The sequence below is a fragment of the Rheinheimera riviphila genome, from assembly GCF_004005945.1.
Lineage (GTDB): Bacteria > Pseudomonadota > Gammaproteobacteria > Enterobacterales > Alteromonadaceae > Pararheinheimera > Pararheinheimera riviphila.
Genome location: NZ_SACS01000005.1, coordinates 136,159 through 157,849 on the forward strand (window position 1 = coordinate 136,159; position 21,691 = coordinate 157,849).

The following is a 21,691-nucleotide window of genomic DNA, read 5'->3' on the forward strand; positions in this document are numbered from 1 at the left end:
GTCAGACGGAAGATGCCGTCTTGCTTCGCTGGTTGTTGATAGCAGGTAGCAGGTAGCAGGTAGTAGGTCGCAGGTCGCTTGTTAACCAGAGCAGGGAACAGCATTGATGGAACGATATTGTGGTTAAAACCTTAGAATGGCTAAAGCAACAGCTGCAACACGGACTGCAGATCACCAGTTTGTATTTGCAGCGCTGTCAGCGCGATCAGGTCGGCATGATCAGCGGTTACCTGGCCTATATCTCGTTACTGTCGCTGGTGCCGCTGGTGGCCGTGGCGTTTTCAGTACTGAATGCTTTTCCGATGTTTTCCAGTCTGCGACAGGATATCGAAGCTTTTGTGTATGCCAATGTGGTGCCATCGCGTGGTGATGAGCTGCAAACTTATATCAATGGTTTTGTTGAAAATATCGGCCAAATGACCACAGTCGGCGTGCTGTTTTTGCTGGTGGTGGCATTGATGCTGATGCACAACATCGACAAAACGCTGAATAAAATCTGGCGGGTGCAAAAGCGTCCCCGATTAATGATTTCGTTATCTATTTATTGGATGATCTTAACGCTCGGCCCAATTTTACTCGGCGCCTCGATTGCGATGACTTCCTATCTGGCGGCGTTAACCCATCTCGCGGACAGTTACACCCCGATTTTATCGACGCTGTTTCTGACCGTCGCGCCTTATGTGGTGAGCCTGCTGGCATTCTTTATTTTGTATCAGCTGGTGCCCAATACCAGGGTGCGCTATCGCTACGCCTTTTGGGGCGCGTTATTCAGCTCGGTGTTGTTTGAAATGCTGAAACAAGCCTTTGCCCTTTATATTCACCATTTTCCGACTTATCAGGCGATTTACGGTGCACTGGCATTGGTACCGATTTTGTTTGTTTGGGTGTATTTATGCTGGGTTGTGGTATTGCTGGGTGCTGAATTAACGGCTTTGCTGCAGGAACTACATCAGCGTCAGCTTGAAGTTGAAGCTGAAACAGCAGCTGAAGCTGCCAAAGCGGAGGCACTGGATGTATCACCCTGAACCGGTCGAAAGTTACCAGACGTTGATGCTGGATCGCCCGCATCAACAGCAGATTTACGTTGAGCAAAGTGGCAACCCAGCCGGGATCCCCGTGCTGATGTGCCATGGTGGTCCAGGCGGCGGCAGTTCACCGTTTCAGCGCACTTTATTTGATGCCAAACGCTATCGGATTATTTTGTTTGATCAACGCGGCTGTGGGCATTCCACGCCTTTTGCCAGCCTGGACCACAACAATACCGCACAGCTGTTGGCTGATATGGAAGCGATTCGCCAGCAGTTGCAGATTGAGCAATGGGTGGTTGCCGGTGGTTCCTGGGGCAGCACGCTGGCGCTGGCATATGCACAAATGTATCCGGATCGTTGTCTGGGTCTGATTTTGCGTGGCATTTTCCTGGCCCGGCCGGAAGATATTGATTGGCTATACCGGCCCGGCGGCGGTGCCAGTCAGTTGTTTCCGGACTATTTTGCTGACTTTTTAGCGCCGATTGCTGCGATGCCGGGAGTCGACGTGCTGGTGGCTTATCAGCAGTTATTGCAGCATGTTGATTTGCAAGTTCAAACGGTCGCAGCGCAGGCCTGGAGCCTGTGGGAAGCAAGGGTTGCCAGCTTATTACCCAATCCGGCGATGCGCCAAGGCGCAGTGGAGCCTGAATCGGCGCTGCCGTTGGCGCGGATTGAAAATCACTATTTCCTGCATCATTGTTTTCTGGCACCTCAGCAACTGTTACGGGATTTGCATAAAGTACAGCATCTGCCTTGTTACATCGTGCATGGTCGTTATGACATTGTTTGTAAAATGGAAAACGCCTGGACCTTGGCTCAGCAGTGGCCAGGCGCTGTGCTGAAAATCGTCAACGATGCCGGTCATTCGGCCAGTGAAACTGGCATCAGCCGCGGTTTGTATGAGATGTCGGTGCTGTTGGCGGATCGGCTGTTGGCGGATCAGTTAAGCTCAGCGGGGAATACCGCGTGATTGCGTTATTACAGCGGGTACGCCGTGCAGAAGTGCAGGTCGACGATCAGGTGGTCGGCAAAATCGGACCCGGGCTGTTGGTATTGCTTGGGGTGGAAGCCACTGATCAACCGGCGATGCTGAAAAAGCTGGCCGACAAAGTACTGAATTATCGGCTGTTTAACGACGAAAACGGCAAAATGAACCTGAATTTACAGCAAGTTGGCGGTGAGCTGTTGGTGGTGTCGCAATTTACGCTGGCGGCGGATACCAATTCCGGTTTACGACCAAGCTTTACCCCAGCGGCGTTACCGGCGGTGGCTGAGCCTTTGTATCAGCAATTTGTGCAGTATTGCAAAACACAGGGCGTGGCCGTGGCGACCGGGCAATTTGGTGCCGATATGCAAGTCAGTCTGGTCAACGATGGGCCTGTGACTTTTTGGCTGCAGGTCTGAGTTTTTTTCGGATATTTACCCGCCAAGCCATAACTGATTCAGGTAACCTGGCACCTTGTAACAGACCAGTTTAACTGGCTGCTGCTGCCAGAATTGTTGCCATTGCGCTGGCGGTTCGCCCGGCAGATTGATACAAAACCAACCCTTTTCAGCCCGCAGTTGCAGGAGCGCCAGCATCAGCGCTTGCCAGTTTTCCGGCCATGGATAAATATCGACAAAAATCACTTCAAATCGCTCTGGTTTAACCAGTGCGTCGCAGGCAAAACTCGCGGCGTCGGCGCAGATTAAGCTTTCGTTCGGATGCGGCTGTGGCCGGAAAAATTGCTGATAAGCCTCGATGATCAGTGGCTGTTGTTCCACAGTCACCACCTGACGCTCTGGCCAGCGCGCCGCCAACACCCGATTAAATTCACCGCCGCCTAAGCCAATCTGCAATAAACGTTGCCAGGGTTTGTCGGCCAGCCAGTCCAGTAACTGCAGCAAATGCGGGTAGCTCGGACTTGCCGGTTGGTGTAGCTGCATCTGACTTTGCCGCTGGCCATTGAGCACCAAATACCGCCGCTGTTCGTCCTGCTCCACGCGCAAGTCAACCGTTGCTGTGCGTTGCCAGCTGAGAATGGCTTGAGTTCTGTTGTCGCTTTGTTCCACAATGCCCTCAATTTTTATCGCTGCTGCAATCCATACTGCAGTGCTGAACCCAAGGATCAACGATGAAGTGGCAGCTTATTACGCCTTCAACAGAAGCTCAATGGCAGGGCTATTATCAACTTCGCTATCAAGTGTTACGGGCACCGTGGCAACAACCACCCGGATCTGAGCGTGATGAGCTCGAAGCAGAGGCGCAGCATCGGATGATCGTGGATGCGGCAGGCGAAGTACTGGCGGTTGGCCGCTTGCATTTAGTGGATGCGGACACCGCGCAAGTACGATATATGGCGGTAGCCGAGGCCGCTCGGGGCACTGGTTTAGGCGCAGTAATGCTACAGGCGCTAGAGGAACAGGCCGTGATCATTGGTGCAAAGCGCGTCATTTTAAATGCCCGCGACAGCGCAGTGGTTTTTTACAAAAAGTCCGGTTATCAGCTGGGTGCCGAACAATCGCCGCTATTTGGTATTGCACACTGGCAAATGCATAAAGCCCTGTATCTGGCAGGTTCTGCTGCAGAAAGGCAAAGCTGGGTGCAGGCATTAACGCTGACCTGGCAACAAGGCATTCCACTTTCTGAGTTTATGCAGTTACAGGTGCAGAGTTTTGATGGCCATCAGCTGCAATGTAAAGCGCCGCTGGCACCGAATAAAAACCCACATCAAACCATGTTTGCCGGCAGTATTTACAGCATGGCGACCTTAACCGGTTGGGGCATGGTGTTTCTGCAAATGAAAGCTCTGGGATTACAAGGGGATATCGTGCTGGCGGATGCGCAGATCCGTTATCTGGCACCGCTGCAGCAGACACCCTCCGCCAAAGTCGACTTGCTGCAACTCAAAGGTGATTTAACGCCGCTGGCGCGTGGCCTCAAAGTGCGGCAGCACCTTAAAGTACAGATTATGGATGGCGACAATCAAGTGGCTGAATTTGAAGGGCGTTTTGTGGTGTTGCCACTACAGCCAGCACAAGGACATGGACATTGATGCAAAAGATTCAAAACACGCAAAAAGTGGTGATTATTGGTTGCGGCTGGTTAGGGCAGCAGCTTGGAACTTTGTTGGCGGCACAAGGTTTTTTGGTGTATGGCAGTCGGCAAAGTAGTGCTGGCCTGGCGGAGTTACCCGCTGAAATTCAGCCGTTATTATTGCAGTTACCACTGCATGTGCTGGAACTTGAACTGACGGGCATATTAAAAGACAGTTGGCTGATTTGTGCCATTCCACCTGCGGCGCGCCAGCAAAGCGCCGCAGATTATGCGCAGCAGCTACAAAGTCTGGTCGAAGTGGCGACCGTTGCCGGCGTACGTGGTGCGATCCATTGCTCCAGTACCGGGGTTTATCAGGGGCTGTCTGGCGATGTTGATGAACAAAGCTTGCTGCCAAATTTGGAGCAAAGCGAGCTGCAAAGTATGGAACAAAGCCCTGCAGGGAACACAAAACCCCAGAACTGCCGAGCCGCCGCACTGCTCGAAGCTGAGCAGATCCTGCAACAAATCCCGAACTGCTTTACATTAAGGCTGGCCGGACTAATTGGCCCGGGTCGCAATCCGGCGCGGTTTGGCCAGGGGCGAACCTTATCCGGACCCCAACTGCCGGTGAATCTGGTGCATGCTGCTGATATTGGTCGCTTTGTGCTGAATTTACTGACCACGACAGTGGCGCCACACCATCAGCTGTTTAATTTGTGTTGTCCGGAGCATCCGCTCAAAGCCGATTTTTACCATACAGCAGCGGTACAAGCTGGGTTACCGCCAGTGAGTTTCAGTGCAGCGGATGAACCAGCGCGGCGGATTTTATCGCGACGTAGTCAACAACAACCTGGTTTTGAGTATCAGTTTCTATCACCATTACAGGCATTAACGTCCTGTTAAATGAGCAGATCCTGCACCGGGATTTATCAGATTTTTATCACAGCTCAATTAAGTTTCGAAATCCGAACCGGCAGATAATCTGCGGCAACTTCACACAAGGTTGCCGTATGACAAACAAATGGATCCTGGGTTCAGCTTTAAGTACTTTGGCTGGTATTGTAGCGGCAGCAGTTTATCTGGTGTTGCTGCAGCCGATACATGAGCCTCGCGAACTGCCGAATTATCATGCGGAATGGTTGTTGTGGTTTTTTCTGGCGATGGTGCTGGTGTCGATGCTGGTCAATTTGTCGGTGTTGATTGCGCCCCCAGCCAGCTGGCTGAAGTTGTTGCCAAGGATAGCTTCGAATCAGCACAGTCATAAACAGCAATTAAATCAATATCAACAGCAGCTGCAATTGTTTTTGCAGCTGCACCAGTCCCAGCTGCAACGGTTAACCAGTCAGGCAGATATTTATTTGTGGGGGTTGCCACCGCAGCCGGTGTTATTACAAATTGCCGTGAACGGAACACAGCAGGCGGGTATAGAAGAAATGCGACAGTTGTTTCGCTGGATGTTGACCCATCAATGCCGGCAAGGATTTTATCTGTCGCCCCAACCCCCCGATCTGCAAGCCGAAATTTTCGCCAGAGAAGCCGGCATCGACATCGTTGATCTGCAGACACTGCAAAAACTGCATTTAGCAGTGAATGGATAAATTCCTTCGCAAATCAATGATAATATCAAGTTTTCATAAGGTTTTTCTTGTCTCTGTTTTGGCAATATGGAATGGCTTTAACTGAGAAAGGAACAACATAAATCCAAGGTTGGATACCAAACGCTCCCTGCCTGGCTGGACTTAGTCCAGCCTTTTTCTTATACCCGTCATCCTTGAAGATTCGGGGTTGTTGCCTTCGCTCGCCTCAGTCACATAGGACAACTATGCTCCTGAGGTCTCGCTCGTTCGTCGCCTACCCGAATCATCAATGATTTTGGGTATGGACTGGTAACCTATCGAAAGTGAGCTAGCGAAAAATGTGGGGATGCTAAACCTTAAACATATGAATTGATTGCTGCAGCTGCTCGGCACTTTGTGCCACGGCATCGCTATGTTGCAGGGTACGGCTGGCTTTGTCGCTGCTTTGCTCGGCCAGTGTCACCATTGTGCTCATATTTTCGGTAATCGCCTGACCCAGACCCAACTGGTTCTGCGTGGCATCGGCGATGGCGGCGCTAATCTGCTGCATCTGGCTAATCGCCTGATTGATATTGCCAAGCGACTGCACCAGTTCAGCGGTGTGGCCAACACAGGTATCGGCATCGGCTTTACCGCGGGTGATAGCGCTGACGGCGGCGGTACTTTGCTGCTGCAGATTTTGGATCATCTGGCGGATTTCATCGGTGGCACTTTGACTGCGCACGGCCAGCGAACGCACCTCGTCAGCGACCACTGCAAAACCCCGGCCTTGTTCGCCCGCCCGTGCTGCTTCGATTGCTGCGTTTAACGCCAGTAAATTGGTTTGTTCGGCGATACCACGAATGGTCGCCAGAATGCTGCCGATGTTGTTCGATTGGTCATTTACTTTCAGCATAATCTCGGCGGTGCTGCTGAGCTGACTGGCCAAACCGGTAATCAGCAGATTGTTTTCGTTCGAGATGGTATCAATTTGCTCACTTTGCGTGCGGGCATGGTTCATTTCGTTTACTGCCTGATGGGCCTGCCCGGCAATCAGATTGGTATTTTCGGCCAGTTGGACTGTGGTGTCGTTGACCGCCGCAATTTGTTGCTGTTGTTGCTCCAGTGCCCGGTTAATTTCACCCACTTCGCCGCGTGAAAACTCGGCGCTTTGTTGCAGTTCAGTGGCGTTTTCGGCGATACCGCGAATGAGTTGGCTGAGCGCCTGGATCAGACTATTCACTTTGGCCGACAGTGCGCCAAATTCGTCATCATTTTCAATAATAAGCTGCCGGCTCAGATCGCCGGCGGCGACTTGTCCCAGCACTTTGTTGATACTGCCAAGTGGCCGTAACATAGCGTTGATGGTGAAATAGGCCGCACCACCAGCTAAAGCAATTAACACCAACATCAGGATGAACGTGCGGACAGTGCCAAAACTTAAGGTATCCGACATGTCATTTTGCAAACTGGAAAACTGTTGATCGGCACCGCTAACGACTGAATCTAAAGCGGTGACGGCCTGCGAAATGGCCTGCTCTGATGCGGTTAATTGCTGCCGGGCCTGCTGCAGCGCAGTCAGTTGTTGTAGTTTTTTCGCGACCAGGCCATTTTGATCGGCCACTTTTGCCTTCAGTGCAGCGAGCTGTTCATTAAAAGATGCCCACAAATCTTCTGCCCCAACTTCCGGCACCAGATTACCGACGTAATCGAGGTTACCTTGCATGTCGCTCAATGCAAATTCGATATTTTGCTGACTTTCCGTCAGTTGACTGACGTCGGTAAATGCGCCGGTTTCCCGCACCGTCTGCATCATTGCCAATAACTGGCCATCCACGCGACCGGCAGCACCCGCTATCAGCTCAAGCTGTTGTTGTTTGCCCGGAGTTTCCAGATAAGAAATATCGACAAGCGTCGCACCGGCATCGTCGATTAATTGCACCAGGGTCGTCAGTTCGGTTGCGGCAGCTGCGCCAGCAGTTACTGTGGTCAGTTTTGCTTCAAACATAGCCTTTACGGCAGTGACATAATCCTGATAGTGCTTAGCAGCTTCTTTTAATGGTTTATTTAAGGTGGTGTCGGCGGAGAGCAGCGCTTGTAATTGCTGCATATTTTGCTGATACAAAGCTTCGGCGCTGGCAAAATCGGTTTGATATTGCTGAATATCTTTGGTTTGTTCGGCGGTGAAACCTAAAGCCGATAATTTAGCCAGTTTCAGTAATTGAATTTGCGCTTTGTTGCTTTGTTGCTGCGCCGGTACTGCAACTTCGTTCACTCTGTTACTAGAGTCGGAAACGACGGCAAAACTCCACAAGGAGGATAGGCTGGCGATCAGCAGCAAAATTGCGATAAAGCCAAAGCCGATGATCACTTTGTGAGCAACAGTTAATTTCATGTCTAACCCTATTGTCGGTTGTCTTGTATGCAGAAGTCATTGCAACTGCTGTAGTTATTATTGACACTCCTGTTCGAAGGTCAAAGACCTGCACGAAGTTAGCAGAGTTCAAATGGCTGGTCTAGCCAGTTGTTCAGAAATAATGCAATTACGAAGACGGAAGCGAATTTCGGGGAACAGACGGGAAAAGTGGCAGAACCGTTGAGATAAATAGAACACAAAGTGTCAAACACTGCTGCCGCCGCGATGAAACCGGCGACAGCAGTGGCTGATCAATTAGTTTTGGCTTGGCAACATCGCTGCAGGCAACAACGCCGTTAACCTGCCATCGCGCAGCAGGTTGGCTGCGTCTTCGATATCCGGCGCAAAATAACGATCTTCCGCATAAAACGGCACTTGCGCGCGCAAAATGGCTTTCGCTTGTTCCACTTTGGCTGAAGCTTTTAATGGTGCACGGAAGTCGAGGCCTTGTACCGAAGCCAGATATTCCACTGCCAATACGCCTAAGGTATTTTCGGCCATTTCAGCTAAACGACGGGCGGCAAAAGTGGCCATTGATACATGGTCTTCCTGGTTGGCAGAGGTTGGCAGACTATCCACCGAAGCAGGATGCGCCAGTGATTTATTCTCAGAAGCAAGGGCTGCCGCTGTCACTTGCGCAATCATAAAGCCTGAATTGACGCCGCCATTGTTGACTAAAAATGCCGGTAATTTCGACAGGTGCGAGTCAATCAACAGCGCCATCCGACGTTCTGACAAAGAGCCAATTTCCGCAATCGCTAATGCCAGATTGTCCGCCGCCATTGCCACCGGCTCTGCGTGGAAATTACCACCAGAAATAATGTCGTTTTCGGCGGCAAATACTAATGGATTGTCGGTGACGCCATTGGCTTCAATCAGTAACGTCACTGCTGAGTTACGAATTTGGGTTAAACAGGCGCCCATCACTTGTGGTTGGCAACGCAAGCTGTATGGGTCTTGCACTTTTTCACAGTTTTTATGCGAATCAGCGATTTCTGACGAATCCTCTAACAATGCGCGATAAATCACCGCGGCATCAATCTGACCTGGTTGACCGCGTACCGCATGAATACGCGCATCAAACGGCGAGCGGCTGCCCATCGCAGCTTCAACGCTAATGGCACCAATGACTGAAGCAGCAGCATATAAATCTTCTGCGCGGAACAAGCCTTCCAGCGCCAGCGCAGTCGAAGCTTGGGTGCCGTTAAGCAGCGCCAGACCTTCTTTGGCGGCCAGTACAATAGGCGCTAAACCGGCAATGGCTAAACCTTCTTTGGCGCTGTAAATCTGACCTGCGATGGTCACTTCACCTTCACCAATCAGCGGCAGCACCATATGCGATAACGGCGCTAAGTCGCCGGAAGCGCCGACTGAGCCTTTTTTCGGAATACATGGATAAACTTCGGCGTTCACCAGTGCGATCAAAGCGTTAATGACTAAAGGCCGCACACCAGAATAACCACGGGCCAAGCTATTGATTTTTAATACCATCATCAGGCGAACTGTGCTGTCGTCCATCAAGTCGCCAAAACCGGCGGCGTGCGATAACACGATCGAGCGCTGCAATAATTCCAGCTGATCTTTATTAATTTTGGTGTTAGCCAACAAGCCAAAACCAGTGTTGATACCATAGACGGTGCGATCTTCAGCGATAATATTGGCAACCGTTTGCGCTGAAGCTTCGATACCTGGTAAGGCGGATGCATCGAGCGTCAGCTGCACTGCGCCTTGTTGCACTTGACGCAGTTGGGGCAGGGTTAATTCACCTGGCACGATATTCAATTGATAAGTCATTTATTACCCTTATTTGTTTGGATCGGCCGCTGGCAATGGCGGCCTATCGGAATTTTTGGCAGCGGTGGTTTGCCGCACGCCAGCTGTTGGTTGTGTCCGTTATTTTTTACCGTTGGCGCCCGGCACCATTGGTAAATCCAGCCCTTGTGCCACAGCGCAATTTTTGGCGATATCGTAACCAGCGTCGGCGTGACGCATCACACCAGTGCCCGGGTCATTCCACAGCACGCGGCCTAAACGTGCGGCTGCGGCATCGGTACCGTCGGCTAAAATCACCACACCAGAATGCTGGCTGTAACCCATGCCGACGCCACCACCATGGTGCAGCGACACCCAGGTCGCGCCACCGGCGGTATTGAGCAAGGCGTTCAGCAGTGGCCAGTCAGAAACAGCGTCTGAACCATCCAGCATCGCTTCGGTTTCGCGGTTTGGCGAAGCGACTGAGCCAGAATCTAAATGGTCACGGCCGATAATAATTGGCGCGGACAACTCGCCATTTTTCACCATTTCGTTAAAGGCCAAAGCAATCCGGGCACGGTCTTTTAAGCCGATCCAGCAAATCCGTGCCGGTAAACCCTGGAATTTAATCCGCTCACGCGCCATATCGAGCCAGTTATGCAGGTGAGGATTGTCCGGGATCAGCTCTTTGACTTTGGCGTCCGTTTTATAGATATCTTCCGGGTCACCCGACAGCGCCACCCAGCGGAACGGGCCAATACCTTCACAGAACAGCGGACGGATATAAGCTGGTACAAAACCAGGGTAATCAAAGGCGTTTTCCACGCCAACGTCTTTCGCCATCTGGCGGATGTTGTTGCCATAATCGACAGCAACGGCGCCACGGGTTTGCATTTCAAGCGTTGCCAGTACCTGCACTGCCATGGCTTTTTTCGCTTCGGTCACCACATGGGCTTCGTCTTTTAAGCGCTCAGCTTTGGCTTGTTCCATGCTCCAGCCTTGTGGCAGGTAGCCGTTGAGTGGATCGTGGGCCGAAGTCTGGTCAGTGACGACATCCGGGATAATATTGCGTGCGACGAGCTCGGCGAAAATATCGGCCGCATTGCCGAGCAGGCCAATCGACGTTGGTTTGCCAGCAGCTTTGGCAGCTTCGAGCTGCGCTAATGCTTCGTCGAGTGAAAAGGCTTTTTGGTCGACATAACCGGTGCGCAGGCGAAAATCGATACGAGACTCATCGACTTCACAGGCAATCATATGGAAACCAGCCATGGTGCCAGCGAGTGGCTGCGCGCCACCCATGCCACCTAAACCGCCGGTTAAAATCCACTTACCGGCCGGTTTACCATCAAAATGTTGTTTGGCGATGGCGACAAAAGTCTCGTAAGTGCCTTGCACAATGCCCTGGGTACCGATGTAAATCCAGGAGCCGGCAGTCATCTGGCCGTACATCGCCAGGCCTTGTTTATCGAGCTCGTTAAAATGCTCCCAGGTCGCCCAGTGTGGCACTAAGTTCGAGTTCGCCAGTAACACCCGTGGTGCGTCCGGATGGGTTGGAAACACGCCAACCGGTTTACCGCTTTGAATAAGCAACGTCTGGTTGTCTTCTAACCGGTCCAGCACTTCAACAATTTTGTCGTAGCTCGCCCAATCGCGCGCGGCACGGCCGATGCCGCCGTACACCACTAAGGAAGTTGGGTGTTCGGCCACGTCCGGATCGAGGTTGTTCATCAACATCCGTTTGGCGGCTTCGGTCTGCCAACTCTTGGCGGTGATTTGGCTGCCGCGGGCGGCGCGGATCACCCGGCTAGGGTCAAGTCTGGAATTGTTGTTGCTCATAGGATTCTCACTTTTTGCTCGAGGTGTTGATATTCAGATGACCGCCAAGCCGGTAGCGGCTGCCAGCGGAAGTTAAATAGGCAAAACTGACGGCGCCTTCGCGGCTAAAAGTACGGCGGGTTAACCGCAGGCAAGGCTCGGTTTTATTAATTTTCAGATATTTACAGGTAAATTCGTCCGGCAGAATGGCTTCCACCACGTGGTCGGCTTCGGTTAACGGCGCCACTGCACTTAAATATTCATGAGGAGTTTGCTGCACAAAATCCTGCTGCAAATAAGCCGGAATTTGTTTTGGATTGACAAAACGGGCTTCGAGTTGCAGCGGTTGTTGATTGTCGTAATGCACGATGAGCGAAAAAAACACCGGTTCATTACGCTGTAAACCCAAAGCGCCGGCCACGATTGTCGGGCAGGGCAACTCAGTCAGCTGCACCAGTTCGGCCGAATGAAAATGGCCCCGCGCCTGAATTTCATCGGCGATATTGCGAATTTCCAGCAGCGCAGATTGCGACTTGGCGCTCGCGACAAAACTGCCGACACCTTGGGTGCGATACAACACACCTTGTTCGGTCAGCTCTTGCAGCGCACGGCGGGCGGTCATCCGGCTAACGGCAAATTGCTCGCACAATTCATTTTCTGACGGCACCCGGCTATGTTCGGGCCAATTGCCAGATTCAATCTGACTGAAAATAAATTCTTTAATGGCGGCAAATTTGGGGGTGCTGCTGGTCATGGGACAATCCAAAAGCTGTGATGGCGGAAAAATAGCTGAATCTGGTTGTATATACAAGCGGATCAAGTAGAATTATTTACAGCGCCGACCAGTGTGAATTGACGCAAATTGGCAACTCCACTGGCCAGTTTGCTCTGGTGTTGGTGCTAACATATTCATCATGCTGTTGTTTTTGGTTTGGCTGTTTTTGATTTAGTTGTTTTTCAGCTTTGGAGCTTTCATGTCTACGATCCAGCAATTCGACGCCATTTGGCACAATGTTCACTTGGCGACGATGACCAATAATGGCCAGCCGTATGGCGCTATCCGCGATGGTGCGCTGGCGGTGAAAGACGGCTTGATTGCCTGGTGTGGCCCCAAAGCGGAACTGCCGCCTTGTGATTTATTAGCGACCCCTTTGTTTGACGGTCAGGGCCAGTGGTTAATCCCGGGCCTGATCGACTGCCACACCCACCTGGTGTATGCCGGTAGTCGCGCCAATGAATTCGAAATGCGCTTAAATGGCGCCAGTTATCAGGATATCGCGGCGGCTGGCGGTGGTATAAAATCGACCGTCGCGGCCACCCGCGCAGCTTCGCATGAAGAGTTATTTGTACTGGGCAAAGACCGCTTAAATGCGCTGCTCAGCCAGGGTGTGACCACAGTGGAGATTAAATCCGGTTATGGTCTGAACCTGGAAACCGAGCAAAAAATTCTGGAAGTGGCAAAAATCCTCGACGAAAACCATCCCATTCAGATCGAAAAAACCTTTTTAGGTGCCCATGCTTTGCCAGCTGAATTCGCTAACGACAGCGAGGGTTATATTGACTTGGTCGTGGACACCATGTTGCCAGCCTTGCATGCCCAAGGTCTGGTCGATGCGGTGGATGTATTTTGTGAAGGCATTGGTTTTTCAGTGGCACAAAGCCGGCGCTTGTTTGAAAAAGCCCGCGCACTGGGCTTGCCGGTGAAAGCTCATGCCGAGCAATTATCGGCGCTGGGTGGTGCTTCGCTGGTGGCGGAATTTGGCGGTTTGTCGGCCGATCATATTGAATATCTGACCGAAACCGATGTGCAGGCGATGGCAAAAGCGGGTACTGTCGCAGTGCTGTTGCCGGGCGCTTATTACTTTTTACGCGAAACCAAAATGCCGCCAATCGATTTATTGCGCCAATATCAGGTGCCCATCGCGGTATCCACCGACTTAAACCCAGGGACTTCGCCGCTCTGTAATCTGCCATTGATGCTGAATATGGCTTGTACCTTGTTCCGCTTAACGCCGGAAGAAGCTTTGCAAGGTGTGACCATCAACGCTGCCAAAGCGCTGGGTAAAACCGACCGCGGTAGCTTGCAGGCCGGTCACCGAGCCGATTTTGGCTTGTATGCCATCAGCCAACCGGCCGAGCTTTGTTATCAGTTTGGGGTTAGTCAGCTTAAGCAATTGATAATTAATGGAAAAGAAGTGAATGTTCGCCGCTGAGGCTGACTTTACAAAATAATGAAAAAGAGTAAGCTCAGCAGTATCTGTCCAAAGCCGGATTACAGCAGTGAAAAAAGTAGTTTTGCTGATCAGCGTCAGCGCTTGGCCTGTCTATGCTTTGTCGCATTTAGTGGAGCAAGCCAATTGGTTGCTGCCGTTGTTGTTGATTGGTGTGCTGGTGGTGGCTGGCTTGTGGCAACGCTCCGAGCGGCAACGCCAGAAGCTGCAACAACAACTGGATTTACAACCGCTGACGCCGGACAGTTTTCGGTTATTGCACGACGAAATTACCGGTTATCCCAACAAATTGGCGCTGGAACAGCAGCTTGAAGTGCTGCTGCGGCGTCAGCCTTCGCAGCATTTTTCGCTATTGCTGCTGAAAATCAAAGACTTCGAACAAATCAATAAAGTGCTGGGTCACAGCAACAGCAACTTATTGCTGACGCAAATCGCCTCCCGGATTAATCAGCATTTAATCAGCGAACCCGATGTGCTGCAGCTGGAATGGCAAGGGCAATACGCCTCCGTGGTGCATTTGGGCGGTGTCGATTTTGCCGCCTGGGTCAATGCCAGTCGTAAACAGCATCTGGCCGAATATCTGGCGCAGCGCATTGAGCATGAAGTGCCGGAACCTTTGTTAATCCATGGTTGTGGTATTGAATACCGTATCGCCAGTGGTGTGGCGCATTATCCGCAGCACGGTACTTTACTCAATGACTTACTGGATAAAGCCCATCAGGCGCTGCAACAACATTTGTGGCGTTATAGCGATACCCAGGTATTTTCCGAAGAGATGCAAAGCTACACCGACGACAAGCTGACGATGATGTCGCAGCTGAGCGTCGCCATTTCACAGCGGCAGTTGCAACTGGACGTGCAGCCGCAGATCCAGCTGCTTGACCAGCAAGTGCTGGCGGCCGAAGTGCTGCTACGTTGGCAACATCCAGAGCGGGGTTTATTGGCACCCAAAGATTTTCTGCCGCTGGCGGAATCCATCGGCATGATTTATCCGCTGACACAGTGGGTGCTGCAACAAAGCATTCAGATCATGCAGCAGTTAAAACAAGATGGCTTTTCGATTGCGCTGGCGGTGAATCTGGCTAGCCGTGATTTGATGCAGGTTGAATTGGTCGAGCAATTACAACAAATGCTGGAAGACGCTGATGTTGACCCTAAGTTACTGATCCTGGAAATCAAAGAAGATGCCTTGCTGATTGAACCTGGCAAAGCACTGAATGTGTTGAACCGGCTCAATCAGCTCGGCGTGCAGCTTGCGCTGGATGATTTTGGCACCGGCTTTTCGTCGTTAGGTTATCTGCGTCAATTGCCCATTCAGCAAGTGAAAGTGGATTGCTCTTTTATCGCCGGTTTACATCGGTCAGATACGCAGGCGGCAGTCACCGGCGCTATTTTGGATGTGGCGCGAAACTTACAGCTTACTGTGGTTGCCGAGGGGATTGAAGAGCAGGCCGTGGCCGACAAATTAAAACTCATGGGTTGCCATCGTGGCCAGGGTTTTTTGTATTCCAGACCTTTTGCGCTGCATGGTTTACCGGCCTGGATTAAACAGTATCAGTATCATCAAAAGCGTTAAACATGACACCTTGCTGCCAACATCTGGCGACAAGGTGCTGTATTTGAACGTCAAAGTGTTTAATCGCTAACCCGCAGTTTTAGCCTGAATAAACGCCAATACCAATGCAGTTAATACCTGACCAGCTTCCGACATCCCCGCCGCTAAACCGGCCGGATGTTGCGACGGCGCCGCTTCGGCCAGATGCAAATAACGGCTTTGTGGCAAGCTGGCAAAATAGTACACATAACGCTCAGCGCTTGCGACAGTCACCCCACAATTGGTAAAAGCACTAACCGGCATCATGCTGATACTGTCGGTATCAAGCTCAATGCCCAGTGGGGTTGAAGAGTTGTGTGTTGGAATGCTGGGTTTTGAACCGTTTGGCTGGTCAGCTTCGAAATAATCCCATGCTAACTGCAGCGACTGTTCAAAACTGTAGTGTTGTCGCAAATACATATCCTGATAACTGCAAAATCCAACTCCTGCCTGCTGCATCTGTACCAAGGCAGCCGCTGAATTTTTCAGCTCGTGCAAGCCGACCACAAAATAACGGTCCAGCCACTGCTGCGCCTTGGCGTAACTAAAGCCATTACCGCTGTGGCGTCCTTCTAACAATCGAAAATCACAATGCGGGTCGAGATTAACAGCGTTCACCGCAGCACCGGTCTGCTTTGCCAGCGCCTGTAAAATGGGCAGTGCATTGTTGTGGCCACCGCCAATCACAATCGGTAATAGCCCGGCGGCGAAAATGGCCTGCACCACCGGTGTTACACGCTCGTCGACTTGTGCACAAAGCGCCCGTAATAAAGTCAGCTGCGCCGGGTCTTTTACCTCCAGACTCTGACTTTGTTGTTGCAAATCAGCGCAGTGGATTTCGCCAGCAATCCAGATTTTTGCACCATCCACAAAAGGATTGGCTTGTAAGTTCAGGAAACGTTTTAAAAAAGCCAGAAAACCAAGATCAGCGCCACCGTTGCCAAGATTGGCTCTGGGGCCGATATCTTCCGGAATGCCGAGGATCACAAAACGCACACCAGCGGTTTTAGCTTGTTGCAGGGCAGGGGTGAAATCGCTATCAGACTCAGGCCAGAACAAGGTTTCACCCAGTCTGGTTTCGCCGCTGCGCAGTTGTTGAAAGGCCGCCAAAGTGGCGGCCTGATAAGATTGAATCTGATGCATAGAGTTGCGTGTTATCAGTTGGTTAAAATAGTTGGTTTATTCAATATCCAGCGCATCGGCAGATAAAATAATGCCGGTGCTGTCGGCATATAAATGATCGTCAGGCAGGAAAGTCACACCGGCAAAACAAACCGGCACATCCGTTTCGCCAAAGCCTTGATCATCAGCGCCAACCGGAATGGCGTTAACCGCCTGAATACCAATATCAAAGTCTTCCAGCGTATCCACATCACGCACACTGCCGTAAACCACAATGCCTTCCCAGCCATTCTCGGCCGCCATGGTTGCAAGCTCGGCGTCGATTAAGGCACGACGGGCAGAACCACCACCATCAATCAACAACACTTTACCAACGCCCGGCTCAGCCAGCATTTGCCGTACCAGGCCATTGTCTTCAAAACATTTAACGGTATGGATTTTGCCCCCGAAAGAGCGACGACCACCATAATTGGCAAACAGTGGCTCCACCACATCGATCATGTCTGCATACAAATCACATAATTCAGAAGTATTGTATTGCATCTGTCAGTCCACCTGATAAGTCATTGATCCAGAGCACAGTATAAACTTATCCTCGTTAAGCTCAAGCTGGGTTTTTCGAAGGTCAATTTAGCGGGGCAAAGTGCAAATATCTGATGAGTGTGTTAATTTTTACATTCATCCCTTCTTAATTTAGGAAAAGTTGCTTGACTACAGAACTCATCCTGGCCCGATTGTCTTTGTTCCTGATCCAAGCTGGGCTGGCCTTAGTGTTGAGTCTGGTGTTATGGCACTTTTACCGAATTTATCAACGTCATTATTTAAAATCCTGGTCAGTAGCCTTTTTGGTGTTTGCTGCGTACGTGATTTGTCTGACCGGCTACAGTACGATTGGCAGCAATAATCAGGATTGGCGCGTGCTGCGGCTGGCCTTTGAATTCAGTTATATTTTCAGTTGTTATGCCTTTGCTATCTGGGTGCTGGTCGGGGTGCGGGAGGCGGTGACGACCGAGCGGATCCCATCAAGAACCGTCAATCAACTGCTGTGGCTGGTGGGTTTGATTGCGTTGTTTTCAGTGGCAGTGTTTGCTTTTGACAGCCAGGAAAATCCGTGGAAACTCTATCTGCAAATTAACCTACGGCTGTTGTTTATCGGCTCCGCTTTATTGGTCGCCGGGATCTGGTTGTTTTCGCTACAGAATAAAATTTTTGTCACCAAACTAGTTGCGAGCAGCGTGCTGCTGTGGGGCGCGCAATTTATCCTGGTGGCGCTGGTCTCGGTGTGGCTTGGCACGGGTGAAACCTTTGATCGGGTGGTGATTGTCAGCAAACATCTGGAACTGTTCTGCCAAACGATTCTTGGCTTGGGGTTGATCATCTGGCTGCAGGAAGATGAGCGTACTGCCAACATGCAGCTAACCGCCAAAACCCGTTATCTGGACAGCCACGACCATCTCACCGGTGCACTGAACCGGGATGCCTTGTTGCAGGATTTGAATCAGTTGATGTTGCATCATCCAGAGCCTTTGCTATTGATCATGATCGGGCTCGACCGCTTTAAAACCATTAACGAATCGGTCGGTTTAAAGCAAGGCGACCGTATTTTGCGGGAAGTTACCCGGCGGTTTGAAGCCAGTATCTTAAAACCAATTTTTATCGCCCGTACCGGCGGTGATATTTTTGCGTTGGTGCTGTCGGATGTCCAAACCGACAAACAACGGCAATTCAGCCTGCAACATATTGAACAACAAATAGAAAAACCTTTTAGTTTTGAATCGTCATTGCTGAAGCTGACGGCCAGCATGGGCGTGGCGATGAGCCCGGAACACGCCAACAATGCCGAAACTTTATTGCAAAAAGCCAATATCGCCTTTCATCAGGCCAAACGGCAGCAGCAACGCTGGGTGCAGTATCACAGCGGCATGGAAGAAGAATCAGCGCGGCTGTTGTTACTGGAAAAAGAGCTGATTACCGCCATCGAACAGGATCAGTTTGTGCTGTATTTCCAGCCGCAATTTAATCTGCGGGAACAGCGGATTGATGCCTTTGAAGCCTTGGTGCGCTGGCAACATCCACAACGCGGGCTGCAAATGCCGGGGCAATTTTTACCGGCAGTGGCGCAGCTTGGATTGAGTCAAAGGTTGGATCTGGCAATTCTGGATAAAGCGGTGGCCACTTTAGGACGCTGGAAAAGCCAGAATATTCTGACGCCGGTCGCGGTGAATATGTCACCGATCCATTTTGAACAAGATGGCCTGAAACAGAATATTCAAATGCTGCTGCAGAAATATCAGGTGCCTTCCACCATGCTCGAACTGGAAATTACTGAAAATACCGCGATGGGCGATATGGAAAAAGGCAGCAACTTTGTCACCGAATTGCAGCAGATGGGGATCCGGGTGTCGATTGACGATTTTGGCACCGGCTATTCGTCGTTGGGTTATTTGCGCAAAATGCCGATTGATAAAATTAAAATTGACCGCAGTTTTATCACCGATATGGCCAGCAGCGATTCCGATATGATGATTGTCAAAACCATGATTACGCTGGCGCATGGCCTTGGCAAACGTATTCTGGCCGAAGGGGTGGAAGATGAAAATCAGCTGGGCTTGCTGCGGCATATGGCCTGTGATGCGGTGCAAGGTTATCTGATCGCCAGACCAGTGCCGGAATTACAGGCTTTAGCACTGCTAAAGAATAATTAGCTGGATTAGACTGAGTTCCCTGGATCGGGAATTCAGACTATCGAAGGTATTTTCACAGCGCTCTGTTCGCCATTTCATTATTTATTTCCTATGCTTAACGCTCATATCGGTTAATTGGGCTTGGTTATGTTACGAAATTTTTCCATCAAACAGCGGCTGTTAATTAATGCCATTGCGGTTGGGGTGGCGATGTTGATCATGTTGTTGCTGCTGATTTACCAAAGCAGTCAACAAAGCAGTTTATCGGCGCTTCGCCTAGATATAGCAGCTCTGCAAACCGATGTCCTTACCCTGCGACGCCACGAAAAAGACTTTTTGATGCGCCGCGAATTGTCCTACCAGGAAAAGTACCACCAGGTATTTAAAGAATTACAAAGCCATATCAGTCACTTAAAACAAGGTTTGCAAGACGCTGATATCGATACCACGCCGCTGGACGATTTCGCCCGGCAAACCGAAGTGTATCAGCAGCAGTTTGATCAGGCTGTCAGCCTGTGGCAACAAGTTGGGCTGGATCCGCAATCTGGCCTGTATGGTGGTTTACGCAAGGCTGCACACGAGCTGGAACAACAATTTAAGCAGGTGCAAAATGACGCCATGATGGTGAGTTTGCTGCAACTGCGCCGCGCCGAAAAAGATTTTATGTTGCGGCTCGACTTAAAATACCTTGATGCCTCTCAGGAAGAATTCTCCCGCTTTCATGGCATGCTAGAGCAAGGTGCGTTGCAGCAAGCCGCCACGTCCTATCAGCAGGCTTTTGTCGCATTGGTGCAAGGGCAGCAGGCGATAGGGCTGACACAGGAACAAGGCGTGATGAAGCAAATGCGCGCTGCCATTCATGAAACTGAGCAAAGTATGCAGCGGATGGCAAAAGACGCTGAACAAGCGGTTGATAGTGCGGCACAAATGACCCAAAACATCGCCTTTGCTTTATTTGTGCTGGTACTAGTGTCGGTCCTGATCCTGGTGATGCTAACCAGTCGCAGTATCGTGCAGCCCATTGCCAATGTTTGTCGGACCATTGGTTTGATCCGCGCCGACAACGATTTCCGGCAAAGAGTGGACGTGCAGGGCAATGATGAAATGACCGCCCTTGCCACCGATTTTAACTATATGCTCAGTGACTTTCAGGATTTAGTCAGAAGCGTCAATCAGGCGCTGGAAATGCTGGATGTGGCTACGGCTGAACTTGCAAAATCGACAGCTGATACCAGCCGCGGCATGGGTCAACAACAAATGGAAAGTGATATGGTGGCGACGGCGGTGACCGAAATGGGTGCCACCATCGACGAAATTGCCAATAATACTGAAAACACCGCCAACAAAGCCGAAGCGACCAATCGCAATGCCACTCATGGCATGAAAGAAGTTGAGCAAACGGTGGCCAGGATCAGTAGTTTATCCAATGACTTACAACAAGCCGCTTTGGTGATGGGAGAGCTGGAAAAAGACAGCACCACCATCGGCTCGGTGCTGGATGTGATTCGCGGTATCGCCGAACAAACCAACTTACTGGCCCTGAATGCCGCAATCGAAGCAGCGCGGGCCGGTGAACAAGGCCGGGGTTTTGCGGTGGTGGCCGACGAAGTGCGGAGTCTGGCACAGCGCACCGCTGAATCAACGCGGCAGATTGAACAAATCATTACCGGCTTACAAAGTCGTACCAAAGCCATAGTGCAGTCGATGAATAGCTGCCGTGAACAAGGGACCAGCAGTGTCGAACAGGCCGGCATGGCCAGTAAATTGTTGTCAGCGATTACGCTCGATGTCAGCACTATTATGGATATGACCACGCAAATTGCGACGGCAATTGAAGAGCAAAGCCATGTTGCTTCTGAAGTAAATAAAAACGTAGTGCGTATCCGCGATATTTCGCAGGAGTCGTTAGTGATTGCGCAGCACAATGCGCAAATCAGCGAAGAAGTGGCTGCGCAGGCAGCGCGGTTACATCACACTGTGGATCGGTTTAAGGCTTAATCTAAAACCTTTATCCGGCTACGCATATGAAACAAAAAGCCCCGCTACGTTGCGGGGCTTTTAGCTTTTTAAAGCTGCTTAAAACTCAAAGTCGCTTCGCGATTGCTGTTAGCCGCTTGCAGCCGCTCCAGATAATCCTGCCATAAGGTTTCCCGGTTTTCATGCAACTGGCGTAAATAGGGCCAACTGTAAATGCCGGTATTGTGGCCATCATCAAACACCAGTTTCACCGCATATAAACCCACCGGCAAAATCTGTTTGATGCCAACATCACGTTTATGGCTGACCAGCACCGGTTTGCCATGGCCGCGCACTTCTGCTGATGGCGACAACACCCTGAGTATTTCGGCACTAAAACTGGCGCTGATGTCATCGTTAAACAGCACATCCAGCAGTTTGGATTTTTGGTGGTAATGCAGTTTGGTAACCTGATGCATCAGCTTAATCCTTGTAGTTGTACTTTTAAGCAGAATGCC

General features: G+C 50.9%; 18 protein-coding genes. 10 read left to right on the plus strand and 8 right to left on the minus strand.

What is annotated here, in order from left to right; genetic code table 11:
• The first annotated feature begins 119 nt into the window (after positions 1–119).
• The 3 genes from EOE67_RS06875 to dtd are packed head-to-tail and all read left to right on the plus strand — an operon-like array spanning position 120 to position 2,432.
• Positions 120–1,025, plus strand: coding sequence for a virulence factor BrkB family protein (locus EOE67_RS06875; RefSeq protein ID WP_240652738.1), 906 nt, complete (start codon positions 120–122; stop codon positions 1,023–1,025).
• Entirely contained in the window at positions 1,012–1,998 is a 987-nt protein-coding gene (pip, locus tag EOE67_RS06880) for a prolyl aminopeptidase (protein ID WP_127698295.1), read from the plus strand. Before EOE67_RS06875 ends, pip begins: the two co-directional genes overlap by 14 nt.
• Positions 1,995–2,432 (plus strand): D-aminoacyl-tRNA deacylase, encoded by a 438-nt coding sequence (gene dtd / locus EOE67_RS06885; protein ID WP_127698296.1) that lies wholly within the window; start codon positions 1,995–1,997, stop codon positions 2,430–2,432. Before pip ends, dtd begins: the two co-directional genes overlap by 4 nt.
• Positions 2,433–2,447: 15 nt before the next feature.
• Here dtd and EOE67_RS06890 read toward each other — a convergent pair whose 3' ends face one another.
• A complete protein-coding gene (locus EOE67_RS06890; RefSeq protein WP_127698297.1) occupies positions 2,448–3,080 on the minus strand; it encodes a spermidine synthase in 633 nt (210 codons plus the stop codon).
• Between the two features lie 62 nt (positions 3,081–3,142).
• On the opposite strand from EOE67_RS06890, the gene EOE67_RS06895 reads away from it, so the two are divergent.
• The 3 genes from EOE67_RS06895 to EOE67_RS06905 all read left to right on the plus strand — a co-directional run bounded on the left by EOE67_RS06895 (position 3,143) and on the right by EOE67_RS06905 (position 5,645).
• Positions 3,143–4,063, plus strand: coding sequence for a bifunctional GNAT family N-acetyltransferase/hotdog fold thioesterase (locus tag EOE67_RS06895; RefSeq protein ID WP_127698298.1), 921 nt, complete (start codon positions 3,143–3,145; stop codon positions 4,061–4,063).
• On the plus strand, positions 4,063–4,950 hold the full coding sequence (locus tag EOE67_RS06900) for a Rossmann-fold NAD(P)-binding domain-containing protein (protein ID WP_127698299.1): 888 nt from the start codon (positions 4,063–4,065) through the stop codon (positions 4,948–4,950). The genes EOE67_RS06895 and EOE67_RS06900 overlap by 1 nt, the downstream gene beginning before the upstream one ends.
• Before the next feature lie 107 nt (positions 4,951–5,057).
• Positions 5,058–5,645, plus strand: coding sequence for a hypothetical protein (locus EOE67_RS06905; RefSeq protein WP_127698300.1), 588 nt, complete (start codon positions 5,058–5,060; stop codon positions 5,643–5,645).
• 328 nt (positions 5,646–5,973) lie between these two features.
• Here the strand turns inward: EOE67_RS06905 and EOE67_RS06910 are convergent, their stop codons facing one another.
• The 4 genes from EOE67_RS06910 to hutC form a co-directional block, all read right to left on the minus strand.
• Complete coding sequence (locus EOE67_RS06910) at positions 5,974–7,998, minus strand: methyl-accepting chemotaxis protein (protein ID WP_127698301.1); 2,025 nt, start codon at positions 7,996–7,998, stop codon at positions 5,974–5,976.
• Between the two features lie 276 nt (positions 7,999–8,274).
• The gene (gene hutH, locus EOE67_RS06915; protein WP_127698302.1) at positions 8,275–9,813 is read right to left on the minus strand and encodes a histidine ammonia-lyase; all 1,539 of its coding nucleotides are present in this window, start codon (positions 9,811–9,813) and stop codon (positions 8,275–8,277) included.
• A 99-nt stretch (positions 9,814–9,912) separates the two neighbouring features.
• The gene (gene hutU, locus EOE67_RS06920; protein WP_127698303.1) at positions 9,913–11,607 is read right to left on the minus strand and encodes a urocanate hydratase; all 1,695 of its coding nucleotides are present in this window, start codon (positions 11,605–11,607) and stop codon (positions 9,913–9,915) included.
• A gap of 7 nt (positions 11,608–11,614) precedes the next feature.
• Entirely contained in the window at positions 11,615–12,340 is a 726-nt protein-coding gene (gene hutC, locus EOE67_RS06925; RefSeq protein WP_127698304.1) for a histidine utilization repressor, read from the minus strand.
• A gap of 220 nt (positions 12,341–12,560) precedes the next feature.
• Here hutC and hutI point away from each other — a divergent pair, with 220 nt between their 5' ends.
• Together hutI and EOE67_RS06935 are read left to right on the plus strand one after the other, a co-directional pair.
• Positions 12,561–13,799 carry an imidazolonepropionase gene (gene hutI, locus EOE67_RS06930; RefSeq protein WP_127698305.1) on the plus strand — a complete coding sequence of 413 codons (1,239 nt, stop codon included), beginning with the start codon at positions 12,561–12,563 and terminating at the stop codon, positions 13,797–13,799.
• Positions 13,800–13,866: 67 nt separating this feature from the next.
• On the plus strand, positions 13,867–15,393 hold the full coding sequence (locus EOE67_RS06935; protein WP_127698306.1) for a putative bifunctional diguanylate cyclase/phosphodiesterase: 1,527 nt from the start codon (positions 13,867–13,869) through the stop codon (positions 15,391–15,393).
• Between the two features lie 66 nt (positions 15,394–15,459).
• On the opposite strand, the gene EOE67_RS06940 is transcribed toward EOE67_RS06935, so the two are convergent.
• The gene (locus EOE67_RS06940; protein WP_127698307.1) at positions 15,460–16,554 is read right to left on the minus strand and encodes a formimidoylglutamase; all 1,095 of its coding nucleotides are present in this window, start codon (positions 16,552–16,554) and stop codon (positions 15,460–15,462) included.
• A 36-nt stretch (positions 16,555–16,590) separates the two neighbouring features.
• A complete protein-coding gene (gene rraA / locus EOE67_RS06945) occupies positions 16,591–17,076 on the minus strand; it encodes a ribonuclease E activity regulator RraA (protein ID WP_068061438.1) in 486 nt (161 codons plus the stop codon).
• Positions 17,077–17,240: 164 nt separating this feature from the next.
• Here rraA and EOE67_RS06950 point away from each other — a divergent pair, with 164 nt between their 5' ends.
• A complete protein-coding gene (locus EOE67_RS06950) occupies positions 17,241–19,238 on the plus strand; it encodes a putative bifunctional diguanylate cyclase/phosphodiesterase (protein WP_127698308.1) in 1,998 nt (665 codons plus the stop codon).
• A 126-nt stretch (positions 19,239–19,364) separates the two neighbouring features.
• Positions 19,365–21,215 (plus strand): methyl-accepting chemotaxis protein, encoded by a 1,851-nt coding sequence (locus EOE67_RS06955; protein ID WP_240652739.1) that lies wholly within the window; start codon positions 19,365–19,367, stop codon positions 21,213–21,215.
• A gap of 68 nt (positions 21,216–21,283) precedes the next feature.
• Here the strand turns inward: EOE67_RS06955 and EOE67_RS06960 are convergent, their stop codons facing one another.
• Positions 21,284–21,652, minus strand: coding sequence for a gamma-butyrobetaine hydroxylase family protein (locus EOE67_RS06960; protein WP_420849764.1), 369 nt, complete (start codon positions 21,650–21,652; stop codon positions 21,284–21,286).
• Positions 21,653–21,691: the final 39 nt, after the last annotated feature.

Coding starts and splice junctions, on each gene's coding strand:
- rraA (WP_068061438.1), bottom strand. CDS start 17,076: ATGCAATACAATACTTCTGAATTATGTGATTTGTATGCAGACATGATC.
- EOE67_RS06910 (WP_127698301.1), bottom strand. CDS start 7,998: ATGAAATTAACTGTTGCTCACAAAGTGATCATCGGCTTTGGCTTTATC.
- EOE67_RS06895 (WP_127698298.1), top strand. CDS start 3,143: ATGAAGTGGCAGCTTATTACGCCTTCAACAGAAGCTCAATGGCAGGGC.
- pip (WP_127698295.1), top strand. CDS start 1,012: ATGTATCACCCTGAACCGGTCGAAAGTTACCAGACGTTGATGCTGGAT.
- hutH (WP_127698302.1), bottom strand. CDS start 9,813: ATGACTTATCAATTGAATATCGTGCCAGGTGAATTAACCCTGCCCCAA.
- hutU (WP_127698303.1), bottom strand. CDS start 11,607: ATGAGCAACAACAATTCCAGACTTGACCCTAGCCGGGTGATCCGCGCC.
- hutC (WP_127698304.1), bottom strand. CDS start 12,340: ATGACCAGCAGCACCCCCAAATTTGCCGCCATTAAAGAATTTATTTTC.
- hutI (WP_127698305.1), top strand. CDS start 12,561: ATGTCTACGATCCAGCAATTCGACGCCATTTGGCACAATGTTCACTTG.
- EOE67_RS06905 (WP_127698300.1), top strand. CDS start 5,058: ATGACAAACAAATGGATCCTGGGTTCAGCTTTAAGTACTTTGGCTGGT.
- EOE67_RS06960 (WP_420849764.1), bottom strand. CDS start 21,652: ATGCATCAGGTTACCAAACTGCATTACCACCAAAAATCCAAACTGCTG.
- EOE67_RS06900 (WP_127698299.1), top strand. CDS start 4,063: ATGCAAAAGATTCAAAACACGCAAAAAGTGGTGATTATTGGTTGCGGC.
- EOE67_RS06940 (WP_127698307.1), bottom strand. CDS start 16,554: ATGCATCAGATTCAATCTTATCAGGCCGCCACTTTGGCGGCCTTTCAA.
- EOE67_RS06955 (WP_240652739.1), top strand. CDS start 19,365: ATGTTACGAAATTTTTCCATCAAACAGCGGCTGTTAATTAATGCCATT.